The sequence below is a fragment of the Bradyrhizobium sp. SZCCT0148 genome (assembly GCF_018129985.1).
Lineage (GTDB): Bacteria > Pseudomonadota > Alphaproteobacteria > Rhizobiales > Xanthobacteraceae > Bradyrhizobium > Bradyrhizobium japonicum_H.
The window spans coordinates 40664-58533 of sequence record NZ_JAFCKT010000001.1 but is presented as its reverse complement, the minus strand read 5'-3'; the positions used below and the strand labels follow the sequence as shown (position 1 = coordinate 58533).

Annotated in this window: 17 protein-coding genes; 2 read left to right on the top strand and 15 right to left on the bottom strand. The window is 65.7% G+C overall.

Translation table 11 applies throughout. The features are described 5' to 3' along the window. From JQ580_RS00280 to JQ580_RS00265, 4 genes are all read right to left on the bottom strand, one after another. A complete protein-coding gene (locus tag JQ580_RS00280) occupies positions 1-735 on the bottom strand; it encodes an MBL fold metallo-hydrolase (protein ID WP_212277747.1) in 735 nt (244 codons plus the stop codon). 21 nt (positions 736-756) lie between these two features. After that, positions 757-1062: a DUF6460 domain-containing protein gene (locus JQ580_RS00275; protein WP_018320831.1), complete on the bottom strand. Its 306-nt coding sequence runs from the start codon at positions 1060-1062 to the stop codon at positions 757-759. Positions 1063-1392: 330 nt separating this feature from the next. Further along, entirely contained in the window at positions 1393-3045 is a 1653-nt protein-coding gene (locus JQ580_RS00270; protein ID WP_212277745.1) for an ATP-dependent DNA ligase, read from the bottom strand. After that, positions 3042-4079: a ligase-associated DNA damage response exonuclease gene (locus JQ580_RS00265; protein WP_212277743.1), complete on the bottom strand. Its 1038-nt coding sequence runs from the start codon at positions 4077-4079 to the stop codon at positions 3042-3044. The genes JQ580_RS00270 and JQ580_RS00265 overlap by 4 nt, the downstream gene beginning before the upstream one ends. A gap of 135 nt (positions 4080-4214) precedes the next feature. On the opposite strand from JQ580_RS00265, the gene JQ580_RS00260 reads away from it, so the two are divergent. Beyond that, positions 4215-5141 (top strand): class I SAM-dependent DNA methyltransferase, encoded by a 927-nt coding sequence (locus tag JQ580_RS00260; protein ID WP_212277742.1) that lies wholly within the window; start codon positions 4215-4217, stop codon positions 5139-5141. 115 nt (positions 5142-5256) lie between these two features. Beyond that, positions 5257-6486, top strand: coding sequence for an ABC transporter substrate-binding protein (locus JQ580_RS00255; protein ID WP_212277740.1), 1230 nt, complete (start codon positions 5257-5259; stop codon positions 6484-6486). A 21-nt stretch (positions 6487-6507) separates the two neighbouring features. Here the strand turns inward: JQ580_RS00255 and JQ580_RS00250 are convergent, their stop codons facing one another. The 11 genes from JQ580_RS00250 to JQ580_RS00200 all read right to left on the bottom strand — a co-directional run bounded on the left by JQ580_RS00250 (position 6508) and on the right by JQ580_RS00200 (position 17731). Next, positions 6508-7359: an amidohydrolase family protein gene (locus JQ580_RS00250; protein ID WP_212277738.1), complete on the bottom strand. Its 852-nt coding sequence runs from the start codon at positions 7357-7359 to the stop codon at positions 6508-6510. Between the two features lie 3 nt (positions 7360-7362). Next, positions 7363-8340 (bottom strand): aldo/keto reductase, encoded by a 978-nt coding sequence (locus JQ580_RS00245; RefSeq protein ID WP_212277736.1) that lies wholly within the window; start codon positions 8338-8340, stop codon positions 7363-7365. Positions 8341-8447: 107 nt separating this feature from the next. After that, the gene (locus JQ580_RS00240; RefSeq protein ID WP_212277734.1) at positions 8448-9380 is read right to left on the bottom strand and encodes a sugar-binding protein; all 933 of its coding nucleotides are present in this window, start codon (positions 9378-9380) and stop codon (positions 8448-8450) included. Positions 9381-9474: 94 nt separating this feature from the next. Next, positions 9475-10557, bottom strand: a complete 1083-nt coding sequence (locus JQ580_RS00235) for an ABC transporter permease (protein WP_212277732.1) — start codon at positions 10555-10557, stop codon at positions 9475-9477. Then, positions 10557-11315 carry an ATP-binding cassette domain-containing protein gene (locus tag JQ580_RS00230; RefSeq protein ID WP_212277730.1) on the bottom strand — a complete coding sequence of 253 codons (759 nt, stop codon included), beginning with the start codon at positions 11313-11315 and terminating at the stop codon, positions 10557-10559. The genes JQ580_RS00235 and JQ580_RS00230 overlap by 1 nt, the downstream gene beginning before the upstream one ends. Before the next feature lie 12 nt (positions 11316-11327). Next, positions 11328-12650 carry a xylose isomerase gene (gene xylA, locus JQ580_RS00225; RefSeq protein ID WP_212277728.1) on the bottom strand — a complete coding sequence of 441 codons (1323 nt, stop codon included), beginning with the start codon at positions 12648-12650 and terminating at the stop codon, positions 11328-11330. Next, on the bottom strand, positions 12651-14105 hold the full coding sequence (gene xylB / locus JQ580_RS00220) for a xylulokinase (RefSeq protein ID WP_212277726.1): 1455 nt from the start codon (positions 14103-14105) through the stop codon (positions 12651-12653). A 65-nt stretch (positions 14106-14170) separates the two neighbouring features. Further along, positions 14171-15214: a LacI family DNA-binding transcriptional regulator gene (locus JQ580_RS00215; protein ID WP_212277725.1), complete on the bottom strand. Its 1044-nt coding sequence runs from the start codon at positions 15212-15214 to the stop codon at positions 14171-14173. 94 nt (positions 15215-15308) lie between these two features. Next, positions 15309-16115 (bottom strand): hypothetical protein, encoded by an 807-nt coding sequence (locus tag JQ580_RS00210; RefSeq protein WP_212277723.1) that lies wholly within the window; start codon positions 16113-16115, stop codon positions 15309-15311. Continuing rightward, positions 16112-17179, bottom strand: a complete 1068-nt coding sequence (locus JQ580_RS00205; RefSeq protein WP_212277721.1) for a TAXI family TRAP transporter solute-binding subunit — start codon at positions 17177-17179, stop codon at positions 16112-16114. The genes JQ580_RS00210 and JQ580_RS00205 overlap by 4 nt, the downstream gene beginning before the upstream one ends. A 24-nt stretch (positions 17180-17203) precedes the next feature. Next, positions 17204-17731 (bottom strand): DsrE family protein, encoded by a 528-nt coding sequence (locus JQ580_RS00200; protein ID WP_212277719.1) that lies wholly within the window; start codon positions 17729-17731, stop codon positions 17204-17206. Between the last annotated feature and the right edge of the window lie 139 nt (positions 17732-17870).

Here is a 17870-nt window from a genome sequence, read left to right as displayed (position 1 = left end):
TCAGAACACGACGACCATGCCGTCCTCGGCCGCCATATGCGGCAGAGTCTCGAGCCGCGACAGCACGTCGTCGCTCATGTGGGTGAGCACGAGCCGCTTGGCGGCGATTGCCGGCAGATGCTGTTCCAGGGTTTTCAGGCTGAGATGGTTCTTCACCACCTTCTCGTACATATAGGCTTCGGCAATGAAAAGATCCACGCCATGCGCCAGCGGAATGAGCGTCTCCGTCCATTCGGTGTCGGCACTGTAGGCGAGCGTGCGGCCCTCGGCGTCGACGCGGTAGGCGAGGAAGGGGCCGCCGGACTCGCCATGCACGACGGGATAGGGCGTCACCGTCACGGCGCCGAAAGTCCGGCTCTGCCCGGGCACGAGCTCGACGACGTCGAGTTCGAAGCGCTGCTGGGTCTTCGAGGAATGCTCGAACAGCGCCTCCATCACCTCACGCAACCGCCTCTCGATGCCCTGCGGGCCCGCGATCGTCAGCGGCCGCGTCCGCCGCGAGAACTGGGCGTCGAGCAGAAAGAACGGCAGGCCGGCAAAATGGTCGCCGTGGAAATGCGTAATCAGGATGAGATCGATGTCGTTACGGTCGATCTCGAGCCGCTTCAGCGCCGGCAGGGCCGACGCGCCGCAATCGATCAGGAAGTTGGTCTGGCGCCCCGAGACATGGAAGCAGGTGTTGAGCCTGCCGCCGGAGCCGAAAGCGTCGCCGCAGCCGACGAAACGGAGTTGCATCGGCTGCGGACCTTCAGAATCTCACCGGCCGCGCGGCGTGCCGAACACGCGCGAGAGCAGCCAGATCGGGATCACGATGACTGCGCCGAGCAGGAAGTAGCGCCACAGCCAATTGATGGTGTCGAAGCCGAGATCCCACAGCCGCTGGAACAACAGGCGGATGCTGGTGAGAATGTTCCAGGGATCGAAGCCGATCGCGGCGAGCACGACGCCGACCAGAATCGAGAGCAGGACCAGGCGAAACGCGACCGCCAGCGGCGAGCCGCCGAGAAAGCGGTTCAGCCCGTCATTGCGGCCGGCCGGCAAATCTCTGACGTCTTGGACCATCTCAAACTCCTTGGCGGATTCGACCCATTATAGGGCACGGCGAGGCAGATGGGGAACCCGCAACGGGGCGTCAATCGGGTTACGGGAGTTTAATTCGGCCCGTCGGTTCGTCTCTCCCGCGGTCCGATGAGATTGTTTCCCGGCCGCCATCCTTCGAGACGCCCGCTTTGCGCGGGCTCCTCAGGATGAGGACGGAGTGCGCGGCAGCAGCTTCAACGGGCACCGATGCCGATCAGCCTCATCCTGAGGAGACCGCGAAGCGGTCGTCTCGAAGGACGAGGCGTGCGCTCGGGCGCCGCCAAAGTCCGAGTCATCGCACGCCCTCACACTTCACGCCTCCACCGCCTCCGCCTTCAGCATCCGCTCCAGCGTCTCCAGCCGGTCTGCCTCGCGCGGCGGCTTGTCCCAGCGCAGGCGGCTGATGCGGGGGAAGCGCATGGCAACGCCGGATTTGTGCCGAGGCGAGCGCTGCAGGCCCTCGAACGCCACTTCCAGCACCAGGCCCTTGTCGCTCTCGTGGACGACGTGGCGGACAGGGCCGAATTTTTCCGTGGTGTTGCGGCGGACGAAGCGGTCGATCTGCAGCAGCTCTTCGTCGGTGAAGCCGAAATAGGCCTTGCCGACCGGCACCAGCTCGTCGCCGCCCTCGCCTGCAGTCCAGACGCCGAATGTGTAGTCGGAATAATAGGACGATCGCTTGCCGTGGCCGCGCTGCGCATACATCAGCACGGCGTCGATGATGTGCGGATCGCGCTTCCACTTCCACCATTGACCCTTGGGACGTCCGGGCAGGTAAAGCGCATCGCGCCGCTTCAGCATCACGCCCTCGACGGCGTCGGCATCTTCGCCGGCGCCGGCACTGGCCGGATCGGCGCGCGCGGCGGTCAGCGCCTCCCAGCTTGCGAAGGGCACCGTGGGCGACAGATCGATGCGGGGATCGCCGAGCTTCCCGATGAAGGCCTCCAGCCGTTCGCGCCGCTCCGCAAAGGGCAGCTCGCGCAGATCGTTCTCGTCGTCGCCGAGCAGATCGTAGGCGCGCAGGTGGATCGGAAACTCCTTGATCAGCTTGGGCGAGACGACCTTGCGGTTGAGCCGCTGTTGCAAAACGTTGAAGCTCTGCACCCGGCCCTCGCGCAGGATCAGAAGCTCGCCGTCGATCGCGCCAGGCAGGTGCAGCGACGGTACGAGATCGGGAAAACTCCCGGTAATGTCCTCGCCGGTGCGCGAATAGAGCCGGCCCGTGATGTGGCCGTTTTCGTCGCGCCCCGCCACGGCCTGCACGCGAATGCCATCCCATTTCCATTCGGCGATGTAGTCGGCGGGATCGAGCGCAGCGAAATCGCTGTCCTCGATCGCGTGCGCCAGCATCACGGGGCGAAACGGCGCGGGATCGCGATTGACCGGCTTTTCGGCGCGATCCTCCAGCCAGGCGAACAGGTCGAGATAGGGCGGTGCAAGGCCCGGCCAGACCAGCTCGACATCATGCGGATCCTTGTCGCCGAGCGCGGCCGCCGCGGTCTTCGCCAGCCGCGCGGAGATGCCGATGCGCAGACTGCCGGTGACGAGCTTCAGCAGCGCCCAGCGCCCGGTCTCATCGAGCTCGTCGAGCCAGCGCTCGAGCTGCTTCGGCAACTCGGTCTTGCCGAGCGTGCGCAGCGTGGTGACGACTTCGGTCAGCGTCGGGGGTGGCGGGTTGTTGTGCACACCCACGGCCTTCGGCCACATCAGCGCCACCGTCTCCGAGAGATCGCCGACATAATCGTAACTCAGCCCGAACAGCACCTCATCCGTGCGAGTCGCAATGAGATTGCGGATCAGCGCCGACTTGGCGTGTTTGAAGCTGAGCGCGCCGGTCAGTGCGGCCAGCGCATAGCCGCGGTCGGGATCGCCGACCTCGCGGAAATAGCCGGTGAGCAGCCGTAGCTTGTTGTTGCGGCCGGGCTCGTAGGCGAGCCGGTCGAGCAGTTCGGCGAAGCGGTTCATGCCTCGGCCTCGTCGGAGGGCGGCGTCTCGCTCTCCTCCTCGTCGCCATAGCCGACGAGATCGAGTGGCCGTGCTTTCAGCCCTTTGGTCTGGCACCAATGCACCAGTGCATCTTCCTGGCCGTGCGTGACCCAGACCTCGCCGGCGCCGGTCGCAGCGATTGTGGCGGTGAGGCCGTCCCAGTCGGCGTGATCGGAGATCACCAGCGGCAGCTCGATGCCGCGCTGCCGCGCCCGGGCGCGCACCCGCATCCAGCCCGAGGCGAATGCCGTGACCGGATCGGGAAAGCGCCGCGTCCAGAGATCGGAGGTCGCCGAAGGCGGTGCCAGCGTGATGGTGCCGGCCAGCGTCGCCTTCTTCACGCCTTTCGCCGGCCTGAGCTCGCCGAGGTCGATGCCGCGGCTCTGATAGTAATCGGTGATCTTCTCCATCGCGCCATGCAGATAGATCGGGGCGTCATAGCCCGCCTGCCGCAGCAGCTTGATCACGCGCTGCGCCTTGCCGAGCGAATAGGCGCCGACCAGATGTGCGCGCTCCGGAAACAGCGCGACGGAGGCGAGCAGCTTCTTGACCTCGTCAGCAGCATCACCATGCCGGAACACCGGCAGCCCGAACGTCGCCTCGGTGATGAAGACATCGCATTGAACCAGTTCGAACGGCGTGCAGGTCGGGTCTGGCGCGTCCTTGTAGTCGCCGGAGGCGACGATGCAGGTGTCCTCGCAGGTCACCGCGACCTGCGCCGAACCCAGCACGTGACCGGCCGGGTGAAATTTGACGGTGACGTCACCGAGCCGGATCTGCTCGCCATAGTGAATGGCTTGCGTCGAGCCGGCAAAATTCTCGCCGTAACGCAGCCGCATCATGTCCAGCGTTTCCTGCGTCGCCAGCACCGCGCCATGGCCGGGGCGGGCATGGTCGGAGTGACCGTGGGTGATCACGGCCCGCTCGACCGGACGGACAGGGTCGATATGGAAGCCACCGGGCTTGCAGCAAAGGCCGGCAGCAACCGGCAGCAAGATGTCTTGTGGACGCATGCGAATAATATAGGAAGGAGCCGCTCCAAATTAAGCCGTCATGCGCGGGCTTGACCCGCGCATCCATCGTCCTAAAGAGTTCCTTTTTTGATGGATTGCCGGATCAAGCCCGGCAATGACGAACCCGGTTCCTCAATGCCCCTGCGCCTGTTCCTGTCCTCGGGCGATCTCATCGCCGACCGCCGCTTCGAATTCGCACGGGATCTCCAGCTCAAGGGCGATCTGCCCGCCGCTGCCGACCTGCTGGAACAAGCGCTCGAGCTCGCGCCGAACTTCACCTCGGCGTGGTTCACGCTCGGCGAAATCCGCGAAGAGCTCGGCGAGCGCGACAAGGCCATCGCCGCCTTCCGGAAAGCCCGCGAGTCCGACCCGGACGACCAGCACGGCGCCGGCTTGCGTTTGATCCGGCTGGGCGACGAGCAGCTCTCGGAGATGCCGAAGGCCTATGTGCAGGCCTTGTTCGATCAATATGCGCCGCATTTCGAGGATGCCCTGGTCAACGATCTCGGATACCGCGCGCCCTCCCTGATCTTCAAGGCGGTGATCGCCGCACGCGTCGCCGCCAGGAAACCGGCTTTGTTCAAGCGCGCCATCGATCTCGGCTGCGGCACCGGGCTTGCGGCCGCCGCCTTCGCCAAGCAGGTCGATCATTTCACCGGGATCGACCTGTCATCCGGCATGATCAAGGAGGCGCGCGCGACGGGTCTGTACGCCGAGCTCGAAGTCGCCGACATGATCGATGGCTTGCGCGGCAAGCCCAATGCAAGCGCGAACCTGATGCTTGCGGCGGATGCATTCGTGTATCTGTCGGATCTCGCACCGGTGCTGACGGAAGCAAGGCGCGTGCTTGCAGCGGGCGGCGTGCTCGCCTTCACGCTCGAGACCCACGATGGCAACGGCATCATCCTCGGGGAAGGCCTGCGCTATGCCCATGAAGCGGAATATGTGCGGAGCGCGCTCGTCAGGGCCGGCCTGAAGCTTCTGACATTGCAGACGGCATCGCCGCGCATCGAAAACAACGAGCCGGTGCGAGGCCTCGTCGTGGTTGCCGAGAAAACTTGAGTCTAGGCGCTAACTCCCTGACATTTCAGCGTCATTGCGTCGCAAAGCAGTGACTTCCCACTTGCGAGCGGAACGGCGATGCCAGCACAATGCCCTCGCTAGGGAGAAACACATAATGACAAAGAATCCATCGCGGCGCGATTTCAGCGCCGCCGCGCTTGCCACCATCGCCGCATCGACCTTGCCCGCGCCTTATGTCTGGGCCGCGGAGAAGAAATACGATGCGGGCGCCAGCGACACCGAGATCAAGATTGGGCAGACCGTGCCGCATTCCGGCCCCGGCTCGCTCTACGGCGTGCTCGGGCGCATCGGCGAGGCCTATTTCCAGATGCTGAACGAGAAGGGCGGCATCAACGGACGCAAGGTCAAGTTTCTCACCATGGACGACGCTTATAGCGCGCCGAAATGCGTCGAGGCCACGCGACGCCTGGTCGAGCAGGAAGAGGTGCTCGCGCTCTACGGCTCGCTCGGCACCGCGCCGCAGACCGCCGTGCACAAATACCTGAACTCCAAGGGCGTGCCGCAGCTGCTGCTCAACACCGGCGCGTCGAAGTGGAACAACCCGAAAGAGTTCAAATGGACGATGGCGGGCCTGCCGCTCTATCCGACCGAGGCGCGCATCCTGGCGCGCCACGTCGTCAGCGTGAAGCCGAACGCCAAGGTCGGCATCCTCTACCAGAACGACGATTTCGGCCGTGATTTCCTCGGTCCGTTCAAGAAGGTGTTGGCCGATGCCGGCGGCACGGCATCGGTGATCATGGAGCAGACCTACGATCTCACCGAGCCGACCGTCGATTCCCAGCTCATCAATCTCTCGAAGTCGGGCGCCGACGTCTTCTACAACATCTCGACCGGCAAGGCGTCGTCGCAATCGATCCGGAAGGTCGCCGAGCTCGGCTGGAAGCCGTTGCAGCTTCTCTCCGCCGGCTCGACCGGCCGCTCGATCCTCAATGCCGCGGGGCTCGAGAACGCCGCCGGCATCGTTGCCATCCGCTACAACAAGGAGGTCGGCCTGCCCAAATGGGAGAAGGACCCCGACGTGATGGCGTTCGAGGAATTGCGCAAGAAATACACGCCGGCGATCGACCAGGACAACACCATCGCCTTCGCCGGCTACGGCCAGGCGGTGACCATGGGCGAGATCCTGCGCCGCTGCGGCGACGAACTCACCCGCGCCAACGTGCTGAAGCAGGCCTCGAACCTCAAAGGCTTCCACTCGCCCTACTTCCTCGACGGCGTCACCTACAGCTACACGCCCGAGGATTACACGCCGATGAAGACGCTCTTCATCTCCACCTTCACCGGCAAGGACTGGGACATCTCCGACAAGCCGATGTCGGAATAGTCGAGCGCGCACGCCACAGTGCTATTTTGCGATCGCCAGCCGATACGCCCGCGTCGCATTGACACCAAAGGCCTTGGCCCGCACCTGCGGGCCAAGCTGCGTCAGGCAGGCCTCCAGCGCGCGCTTGATCTCGCCGTAGTTGCCTGCAAGCAGGCACACCGGCCAGTCCGAGCCGAAAATCAACCTGTCCTCGCCGAAACAGCTGGCGGCGTGTGCGACGAACGGCAACAGCCGCTCCGCATCCCAGTCGTCCCAGGCTGCCTCGGTCGCAAGCCCGGAGATCTTGCACCAGACATTGCCGCAAGCCCCAAGCGCCTTGATGCGATCGGCCCAATCATTGCTTCCACCATCGGCGATCGGCGGCTTGGCGGCGTGGTCGAGCACGAAGCGCGCCTGCGGGAAGGCCTGCGCGGTTGCGATCGCGGCGGGCAGCTCGCGGGTACGGACGAGGAAATCGTAGGCGAGATCGTGCGCGAAGACCGCGGTGAGACCGCGCTGCACGTCCTCCCGCAGCAGCCAATCGGGATCGCCCTCGTCGTGCACCTGATGGCGGATGCCGACCAGCTTGTCGCCGCCGCGTGAAGCGCGAAGCCGATCGAGCGTGTCGCCGAGCGCGCTATCCGTCAGGTCAACCCAGCCGACCACGCCGACGACGATGGGGTTTTCGTGCGCAATGCGCAGGAATTGCTCGGTCTCCTCCAGCGCGGAGCGGCATTGCACCACGATGCTGGCGTCGATGCCGTTCGCCTTCAGCAGCGGCGCGAGATCGTCAGGGCCGAAGGCGCGGCGGATCGGCGTCAGCTCGTCCGCTGCCATCCAGGGATAATCGGCACCCGCCGGATCCCAGAAGTGCTGGTGGGCGTCGACGATCATGCCTTACGCGCCACCTGGCATTGGCGCGCGGGCATCGACGAGGTTCCGCGCCCGCAATTCTTGCCAGAAGGCCGCCGGCACCGTCGTCTCCGACATCGCGATATTGTCGGCAACCTCGCCTGCGTTGCGCGCGCCCATCACGGCGACCGTGACTGCAGGATGGGCCATGCAGAACTGCAGTGCGGCGGCCTTCAGCTCGGTGCCATGCTTGCGGCAGAGCGCGTCGAGTTCGAGCGCCCGCGCGACCAGCACCGCATCGGCATCCTGATAGTTGAACTTCGCGCCGGCGTGCGGATTGGCGAGGATGCCGCTGTTGTAGATGCCGCCGAGCAGGATGCCGATGCCTTTCGCGGTGCAGATCGGAAACAGCGCATCCAGCGCGCCCTGGTCGAGCAGCGTGTAGCGCCCGGCGAGCAGGAAACAGTCGACCGGCACGGCCTCGGCGAAGCGGACCAGCATTTCCGACTGGTTCATGCCGGCGCCGACCGCCTTGACGGTTCCGTCGCTGCGCAGACGCTGTAGCGCGCAGAAGGCACCGGCGACGGCGTCGTCATAGTGATCGTCGGGGTCGTGCACCAGGAGCACGTCAACGCGATCGAGGCCGAGGCGCGACAGGCTTTCCTCCACCGATCGCATCACGCCGTCATAACTGAAATCGAACACCGGCCGCTCGCGCGGCGTGCCCTTGTAATGCTCGTCCTCGGCGGCGCCGTGATCCGGTGCGCGCAGCAGACGGCCGACCTTGGTCGAGATGACGTAGGACTCGCGCTTCTGATGCCGCAGGAATGCGCCGAGCCGCCGTTCTGCGAGGCCGAAGCCGTACAGCGGTGCGGTATCGAAGAAGCGCACCCCGAGAGACCAGGCGCGCGCGACGGTCGCCTCCGCATCGGCATCGCTGACGGGGGCGAACAATCCGCCGAGCGGGGCGGAACCGAGCCCGATTGAAGTGACGTCGAGCGAGCCGAGCCGCGATCTTTTCATTCCCATTGCCTTCCAGCAGCCTTCATTTCAGCCGCCCAAATCATCTCTCCCGCTCGCGGAAACCGCAAGCGGGAGAGATTCGCAGGAGCACGGGGTTGGCGTCGCTCCTACTTCAACATCTGCGCGACGTTGTCCTTGGTGACGAGGTCGAGGCCGGTGTAGACGATCTCCGGCACCTTCTCGCCCTTCTTGATGGCGAGCAGCGTGTCCATCGCCTTCTCACCCATCTCGAACGGACGCTGGCCGACCAGCGCATTGGCATAGCCGTCGCGCAGGAGTTCGAGCTGCATCTTCAGCGTATCGGCGACGACGAGCGTGAACTTGCCGGAATCGATGTCCTTCTTGTTCCGGCTGGCGAAGGCCTTGAAACCTTCAGGCGCGAACATCGGCCAGCCGCCGATCGGAACGATGGCGGCGAGATCGGGTGTCGCCGTGCGCATGTCCGTCATCTGCTGAACCGCGAGTGCCGGATCGTCGTTGCAGAACGTCGGAGAGCCCGCGACCTCGGTCCATTTCGAGCCCTTCAGCGCCTCGCGCACGCCATCGACACGCTCGGCGAGGTTCTTCGCACCGGGGCCGCCCGAGACCATGGCGTATTTGCCGCCGTCGGGCCGCATCTTCAGCAATTCCTTGCCGAGCGCGACACCAAACTCCTTGTTGTTGGTGCCGATATAGGCGATGCGCTTGGAGCCCGGTGCATCGGCATCGAAGGTGATGACGGGAATTCCGGCCGCGCTCGCCGCCTCGATCGACTTGGTCATGGCCGCGACGTCGGCGACCGAGATCGCGAGGCCGTCGACCTTCTGGGTGACGAAGTCCTGGATGATCTGGGCCTGCGTCGCCGGCTCGTGCTCGACCGGTCCCTTGTAGATGCACTCGATGTTGCCGAGCTCCTTGGCACGTTTGAGGCACCCGTCGCGCGCGAAGTCGAAGAACGGATTGTTCATCGCCTTGGGCACGATCACGAAGCGGTAGTTCGCGGCGAATGCCGGCGTCGCCATGATCGCAACCGCGATGCCGGCAAGTAGAAATTTCCTCATCGTCTCCTCCACCCTTGTTTGGTGCCCATCCTCTCGAAAGTGCCCGGGAAGCGGACAGGCAGCATTTTATTTGCCTTCCCGGAACGACATTGACTCAGTTCATCCGCGAGCGGATGCGGTCGACCAGCACGGCCAGGATGATGATCACCCCGACCAGCGTCTGCTGCCAGTAGGAGGAGACCTGCGCCAGCACGAGACCGTTGCGGATCACCTCCAGCAGCACGCAGCCGACGATGGCCCCGAGCGGTCCGCCGATGCCACCGGCGAGGTTGGCACCGCCGATCACGGCCGCCGCGATCACGTTGAGCTCGTAGGACGTCGCCATGTTGGCCGGCGCCGAGCCGAGCCAGCCGGAGATGATGATGCCTTGCAGGCCCGCGGCGAGGGCGCAGAGCACGTAGACCTCGATTTTCACCCGCACCACCGGAATGCCGGTGAGTTCGGCGGCCTTCTCGTTGCCGCCGAGCGCGAAGACGTGGCGGCCTAACGAGGTGTGATGCAGCACCACCGCCATCGCCAGTGCGAGGACGATCAGATAGATGAAGGGCACGGGCACGCCGAGCACGTCGCCCGAGGTGAGCGCATAGAAGCGATCCGCGTCCGGCCCGCCCGGGAAGCTGCCGCGGCCGTTGGAGACGACATAGCCGAGTCCGCGCACGATCGAGAGCATGCCGAGCGTGGTGACGAAGGGCGACAGGCCGAGCACCGCGATGCAGAAGCCATTGACGAGACCCGCGATCAGCGCGACGCCGAGGCCGGCGAGGATCGAGACCAGCAGGATCAGGCCGGGCACGTTGGCCACCACGGTCTTTCCGTCGGCCGCCGTGTGCACGAACATCGCCCCCACCTGCGAGCCGGGTGCCGACAGCTCGGTCATCACCATCGAGGTGATCATGGCGGAGAAGCACATCATCGATCCCACCGACAGATCGATGCCGCCGGTGATGATGACGAAGGTGACGCCGAGCGTGGCGATGGCGATGAAGGAAAAGTTCTTCGCCACGTTCTGCATGTTGCCTTCGGTGAAAAAATAAGGACTGGCGAAATGCATGATCACCAGCAGCACCGCGAGGGCGAGCAGGACGTAGCCGGTCTGCGAGGCGAAGATGCCGCGCTGCCACCACTTCGTCTTGCCGACGTTCGAGAAGATGACGGGAGATTCCATGGGCATGGCCATCACGCCGCCTCCTTCGCGCCGGTGATGAGGGCGGTGACTTCCTCCGGCGAGGTCTGGTGGATCGGTTTGTCCGCTCGCTTCTCGCCACGGCGCATGACGATGACGCGGTCGCACACCGCAAACACGTCGGGCATGCGGTGCGAGATCAGCATCACGGCGACGCCCTGCTCCTTGAGCCGGTGGATCAGGCCGAGCACCTGCTCGACCTGGCGCACCGAGATCGCCGCCGTCGGCTCGTCCATCATCACCAGCCGCGCATTGGAGAGCCGCGTCCGCGCGATCGCGACGGCCTGGCGCTGGCCGCCCGACATCTGCTTGACGAGGTCGTCGGGGCGCGTCTCCGAGCGCAGCTCGCCGAACAGCTCCAGCGCGCGCGCCGCCATCGCCTTGTGGTCGAGAAGCGCGATCGGCCCGAATTTGCGCTTCAGCTCGCGGCCGAGGAACACGTTGGCCGCCGCGGTGAGATTGTCCGATAGCGCGAGGTCCTGGTAGACGACCTCGATGCCGACCGCACGGGCATCGACCGGCCGGCTGAAATGCACCGCGTTGCCGGCAAAGCGGATCTCGCCGTGGCTGGGCCGGAAATTGCCGGCGATGATCTTGACCAGTGTCGACTTGCCGGCGCCGTTGTCACCCATCAGCCCGACCACCTCGCCCGGCATGACCTGCATGTCGACGCCGTGTAGCGCGCGGATCGCGCCGAACTCCTTGCCTATCCCGGACAGCTCGAGGACCGGTGTCGCGTCAGCATTTGCCATCAGCAGCCTCGCTCAGACATAGCGGTTGACCAGGGATTCCAGATATTCCTGCCGGCCCGAGCGCGGCTGCGGATCGAAGCCCGGCTGAAGCGCGCGGTCGGCGAGATCGGCGAGCGAACGCTGACCGCCGAGAATGGCGCGGCCCTCAGGCTCAGCCCATCCCTGGTAACGTTCAGTCAGCGGCGCCGTGAGCGCGCCGGCATCGACCATGTCGGCGGCGGCGAGGAACGCCCGCGCGCAGGCATCCATCGAGCCGACATGGGCGTGGATCAGGTCGTCCGGGTCGATCGACTGCCGCCGGATCTTGGCGTCGAAATTGAGCCCGCCGGAGGTGAAGCCGCCGCGGTTCAGGATCTCGTGAAACACCAGCGCCAGCTCCGGGACGTTCATCGCAAACTGGTCGGTGTCCCAGCCGAGCAGATCGTCGCCGCGGTTGATGTCGAGCGAGCCGAACACGCCAAGCGCCTCGGCCAGCGCGACCTCATGGTGAAAGGAGTGGCCGGCAAGGATGGCGTGATTCTGCTCGATGTTGAGCTTGACGTCGCTGAGCAAGTCGTAGCGTTCGAGGAAGCCGTAGCAGGTGGCGACGTCGAAATCATATTGATGCTTGGTCGGCTCCTTCGGCTTCGGCTCGATCAGGATAGGCCCCTTGAAGCCTATTCTGTGCTTGTGCTCGACCACGAGCGAAACGAAGCGGCCAAGTTGGTCGAGTTCGCGCTTGAGATCAGTGTTGAGCAGCGTCTCGTAGCCCTCGCGCCCGCCCCACAGCACGTAGTTCTGACCGCCAAGCCGATGCGTCACCTCCAGCGCGGCGCGGACCTGGCCTGCCGCGTAGATGAAGATGTCGGGGTCCGGATTGGTCGCGGCGCCCGCCATGTAGCGACGATGCGTGAACAAATTCGCCGTGCCCCACAGCAGGCGCACCTTGCTCGACCCCATCTTCTGTTCGAACAGATCGGCAATCGCGTTGAGATTGGCGACGGATTCGGCGAGCGAAGCGCCTTCCGGCGCCGCGTCGACGTCGTGGAAGGTGAAGAACGGCACGTCGAGCAATCGGAACAGCTCGAACGCGACGTCGGCCTTGGCCCGCGCCTGCGCCATGGCGTCCGTGCCGTGGTGCCAAGGCCGCAGGAACGTCTCGCCGCCGAAGGGGTCGCTGCCCGGCCAGCACAACGAATGCCAATAGCAGACCGCAAAGCGCAGATGATCCTCCAGCCTGCGGCCGTGCACGAGGCGGTCCTTGTCGTACCAGCGAAACGAGGGCGCTTGTCCCGCCTCCTTGCCGGCGAAGGCAACGGGCGCAGTGGCATCGAAGAATTTGGCTGGCGCGTTCACTTAAGGACACTCCTTCAATGCGGGATACAGCTCGCGCCATCGCCGATAGGCTTCGTCATAGGCTCCCGTGACGGATGCGCGGGGCGTGAAGCTCGCGAGCCGCCGCGGGCGGGTGCAGACCGCGGCCGGTCGCTCGCCGGTCGCAGCGAGTTGGCCGAGCCTGGCGGCGCCGAGCGCTGCCCCGACCTCGCCTTCCTCGACGCGGTGAACGGGAATGCCGAGCACATCGGCGCAGATCTGCGCCCACAGCGGCGAGCGCGAGCCGCCGCCGACGAGATCGAGTTCGGCAACCGGCCCGCCCGCCGCGCTCAGCGCCGCCAGATTGTCGCGCGCGGCGAAGGCGACGCCTTCGAGCACGGCCTGCACGATCTGCGTTCGCCCGGTCGCACCGCGCAGGCCGACGAAGGCGCCGCTGGCGGCGGCATCGTTGTGCGGCGTGCGCTCGCCGTCGAGATACGGCAGGAATTTGATCGGGCTCGGCCCATCGACGCGTTCGCCGAGCGGCGCCAGCAGCGCTGCGGCCGGTGTCTCCATCACGCCGGCGAGCCAGGCCAGCGACGCCGCCGCCGAGAGCATCACGCCCATCTGGTGCCAGAGGCCCGGCAATGCGTGGCAGAACGCATGCACTGCGGTTTCAGGCGCCGGCGCGAACCGGTCGGTGACGCGGAACACCACGCCTGACGTCCCCAGCGACAGGAACGCATCGCCCGGCGCGATGGCGCCGAGCCCGATCGCGCTCGCGGCGTTGTCGCCGGCGCCACCGGCGACGACGACATCCTTCATCATCCCCCAGCGCTGGGTGAATTCCGGCCCGAGCGCCGCGCTCACGGCGCTGCCCTCGACGAGGCGCGGCATGTGGTGGAGATCGAGCCCGGTGGCGTGCAGCAACAGGGGCGACCAGCGACGCAGACCGACATCGAGCCACAGCGTGCCGGCCGCATCCGACATGTCCTCGACCATCTCGCCGGTCAGGCGATAGCGCACGTAGGCCTTGGGCAGCAGCACCTTTGCGATCCGCGCAAAGGTTTTTGGCTCATGCCGCGCGACCCACAGCAGCTTCGGCGCGGTGAAGCCGGGCATCGCCAGATTGCCGGTGATCGCGTGCAGCGAGGGGCAACGCTGCTCCAGCACGGCGCATTCGGCCTGCGATCGGCCGTCGTTCCAGAGGATCGCCGGACGCAACGGCCGACCGTCCTCGTCGAGCAGCGTTGCGCCATGCATCTGGCCCGACAGGCCGATGCCGCGGACCTGCGCGACCTCTCGCGGATGGCGGGCCGCAAGATTGTCGACCGCACCGATGGCGGCCTCGACCCAGGAATCGGGATCCTGCTCGGACCACAGCGGCGCCGGATGCGACAGCGCGAGCTCGCGCGCCGCCGTCGCGAGGATCGCGCCGGCTTCGCTCACGAGCACCGCTTTCACGCCGGACGTGCCGATGTCCAGTCCGAGATACACGTCGTCTCCTCCTTGTTCATTGCGAGGCGCGATCTTGACGTCGCGCTCTCCGCCAGAGCCGCCCCCTAGGGCAGATTGTCCCGCATCACGATGTCGATCCTGATCTTCTCCTGTTCGCGCAGGATCGGCTCGCCGCGAGCGAGCGCGAGCAGCACGCGCACCGCGGCACGCGCTTCATGCCCGGGGTTCTGTGAGATCGCGGCATCCATCACGCCCTGCAGCAGCAGCCGGCGCGTCAGCACGGTGACGTCATGACCGACGAACACGACCTGCTTGTCGCGGCCGGCGTCACTCAATGCCTTGGCAACGCCTTGCGTGCCCGCGCCGACGTTATAAAGGCCGACAATGTCGGCATGCTTCGCCAACAGCCGTGCCAGCACCTGTTCCGAACGATCGTCCTCGTCGCGCCCTTCCAGCACCGGCAGCACGCTGAGACCGGGGAATTCCGACGCCATCACCTGGTTGAAGCCGAAGATGCGCTCGGCATGGTCGCGCAGGCCCTGCGAGCCGGCGACGATCGCGACCTTGCCGGACTTTCGGCCGGCCAGCCGCCCGACCAGCGCGCCGGCGGTGCGCCCTGCGGCAATGTTGTCGATGCCGACATAATGGTGCCGGCGCGACGACGGCACGTCGGACACCAGCGTCACCACCTTGGTGCCGGCGTCGACGAGATCGTTGATCGCCGCGCGGACGCTGGGATGATCCAGCGCCACCACCGCGACGCCGTCGCAATCGCCGGACAGCGCCTCCAGGGAGGCTGCGAGCACCGATGGATCGAACACGTCGGTTGCGACCATCTCGACATTGAGGCGGCGAACCGCGAGCCAGGCCGACATTTCGCCGAGATAGGCCTCGATCTGCTGCATGAACGGGTTCGGTCCTGACGGCATCACGAAGGCAAAGCGGCGTGAGCGGCCGCGGGCCAGTTCGGCCGCGGCGACGTGCGGCTGGAACGCGTTGCGCTCGATCGCCGCTTGAACACGCCGCACCGTATCCGGCCGCACCCCCGGCCGGTTGTGCAGCACGCGGTCCACGGTCGCGAGGCTGACACCCGCCTCACGGGCGATGTCCTTCAGCGTCAGCGCGGTTGGAGTGAGGGTCTCGGCCATGGCTGAAGGCTAGCAGAGGCGTTTTGAGGTACGCAACTCATTTTGAGGGCTGTGCAGCGGAAACTCGCCTTTTGAGCCGCAACACGACACGCCGTCACCGCCCTCGCGAGTCGACCGTCGCATTCGGCCAATGGCAGGCATTCGCAAGCCTGGCGCGGACGATGTCGATGCCGGCGAGGTCGAAGGTCGCGCTGACGGTGCGGCCCACGCCGTCGGTCACCGCAACCGACATTCGCCCTCCGCTGAGCGTACGCAGCAGACCGACCGGATCGTCCACCATGAACGCGGTGCGGCCATCGACCGCCAGGCGCCAGCGCAGCGGTCTCGCCGCGGGGAGATCGGAGGGCATCGCGACCTCGACGTCTGCACTGCGCGACGGACGCCAGACACCGTTGGCACCCAGGGATATTTCGGTCCGCTCGTTCCGGCAACGCAGGACCAGGGTCTGGGGCGCATCGGGAGCGATGGGGGAAAGCGCATACAGCTTGGCGACGAACAGCGGCGAGAAGTCTCGCGGCGACGTCGTCTCGCTGATCAGCCAGCCGCTTGCGGCCGGAAGAGCCGCGGTCGAATCGCTTCGATCCGGTTGAGCTGTCGGTGGCTCGGGTGCGACGGGTCCCGGCGGCGTATGGACAAGCGGTTTCGCCGGCGCATCGCCAGGCTGCCTGGCGCCACCCCTGTTCGCGAACAGATTGTCGAGGCATTGCTTCTCCGCACTGTGCGCCTTCAACCTGCAGGCAAGACGAGCCGCGGTGTCGCCGCCGACCTCATCGCAGGCCGCTTCGGCGTCGCTTGTTCGGGCGACGCATTCGTCCAGGCCCTTCAAGGTGCCGGACGCGGATTGACCGCGGGCCTGCGCAATCTCGATCATGGCGCACAGGATGGCGCCGAGCCGCCTCATGGACGCATGATCCGGTTGGCAATTTGGTGGGAATCCCGCCAGCTATCGGCCGCCTTCAGGCGTTGCAGCCCGGGAACGCTGGCATAGGGATCGGCATCCTTCCATTTCGGATCGAAGCCTGACACGCGCAGCTCATCGAGCTTGCCGAACAGTTCGTTGACGAACGCCGTCACGCGGTCGTGGCGGGGCGAGCCCGGCTTCCAATTATAGGCGACGAGAACGGTCGGCACTGCGATCGTCTCGACCGTCTGTCCCGCCGGAATCAGTGCCGGATAGTCGGCCGAGGTCAGCGAGGCGGGAATGTAATAGTCGATCAATCCCGGTCCAAACGGCGCCGGCAGGAACTTGAAGCCCTCGTCCCATTTGCGTTTCACGAAAGCGTCGACCGGCTTTGACGTGACGAAGACGACGGCCGCCGTCTCGCCCTTGCGCATCTGCTCGAGTGCCACGGGGTGAGGCACGAACGTCTTCTCGACCTCGATACCGAGGCGGCTGAAGATGAGCGGACCCGAATAGGCGGCGGCGGTGCCCTGCGTGTTGAAATTCACCTTCTTGCCCGCGAGGTCGGCGAGCGTGTTGATCTCCGGACGAGCGAAGATGTGCAACTCCGACGGAAACAGGTTCATCACATGGACGATGCGGTTTTCGATCTCGGGCACCTGGGCGCGGTATTCGTCGAGCGAGTCGCTGTTGATGATCGCAACATCGACCCCCTTGAGATAGAGCAGGTCGTTGACATTCTCGGTCGGCCCGCGCGTCACGATGGGAAGCACCTTTACCTTTCCGCCCTCGTTGACCACCCGCGAGATCTCGGTGGCGAAGCGGAGCGGCGCGCCTTCCAGCAATCCGGCGGCAAGGCCGATCGAGCCGGCGTTGATGCGATCCCTTATCTCTGCTTCCGAGTTCTGCAGGTAAACGGCGCGCGCGGCGCGATTGACCCGCGGCGGCACGGCTGCAGCACGATCTGCGGACCGCTTGTCGGCACCGGCGCCGTTGGCATTTTGAGCGGAAGCAGGCAGCGCGACTAGCGACAAGGCGAGGATCAACAGCAGCTTGCGCATCATCGCGACCTCCCATGCGTCGCTCTGCTACGGCCGGACGTAGCTCCAGCCCTTCTCCTGCAGCTCCATCATATGGACGACGCCGGAGGGTACCATGGACGCCTCCGGCAGCAGCTCGAGCGGCTTGCCTTCCTTCTTTTCCATCCCTTCCCGGGTGACGCCGCATGCCGCGAAGCGGATCTTGCTCGGGAAGCTGAGCTCGCTCATGGCGTGAATGCGATCGGCGACCGGTGTCGTGTCCTTGCGCAGCATGTGCAGCCCGGGACCGAACGCCACGATCTCGACATCGGCCTCCTCGCCCTTCTTGCGGTAGTATTCGAGCACGTTGGTTGCGTTGTTGAGCGCCAGGTTCATCACGGCGGGATCGTTCTGGTTGACCTGGATCACGAGCCGATGCAGCGCCGGCTTGGTCACGGCGGCTTGCTTCTTCGGGACCATGGCCCGTGCCGAGATCGCAGAGGCCTGCTGCTCCTGCAGCGCGGTCATGGAGTACGCCGAGCTGATCGCGAAGGCGGCTATCAGGGCGGAGACGATGTGAATTCGTACATCAGGCATGGGACTTTCTCCCGACTACGCTCTGTCCACTCTCGATGCGCTGCACCTCGTTGGTTTCGATCCGGCCCTAGGCCCGGTCTGTCGAGCTGCGCGCGCATTCGCGTGGGCGGTACCCCGGCCATGAGACATTGAACTCAGC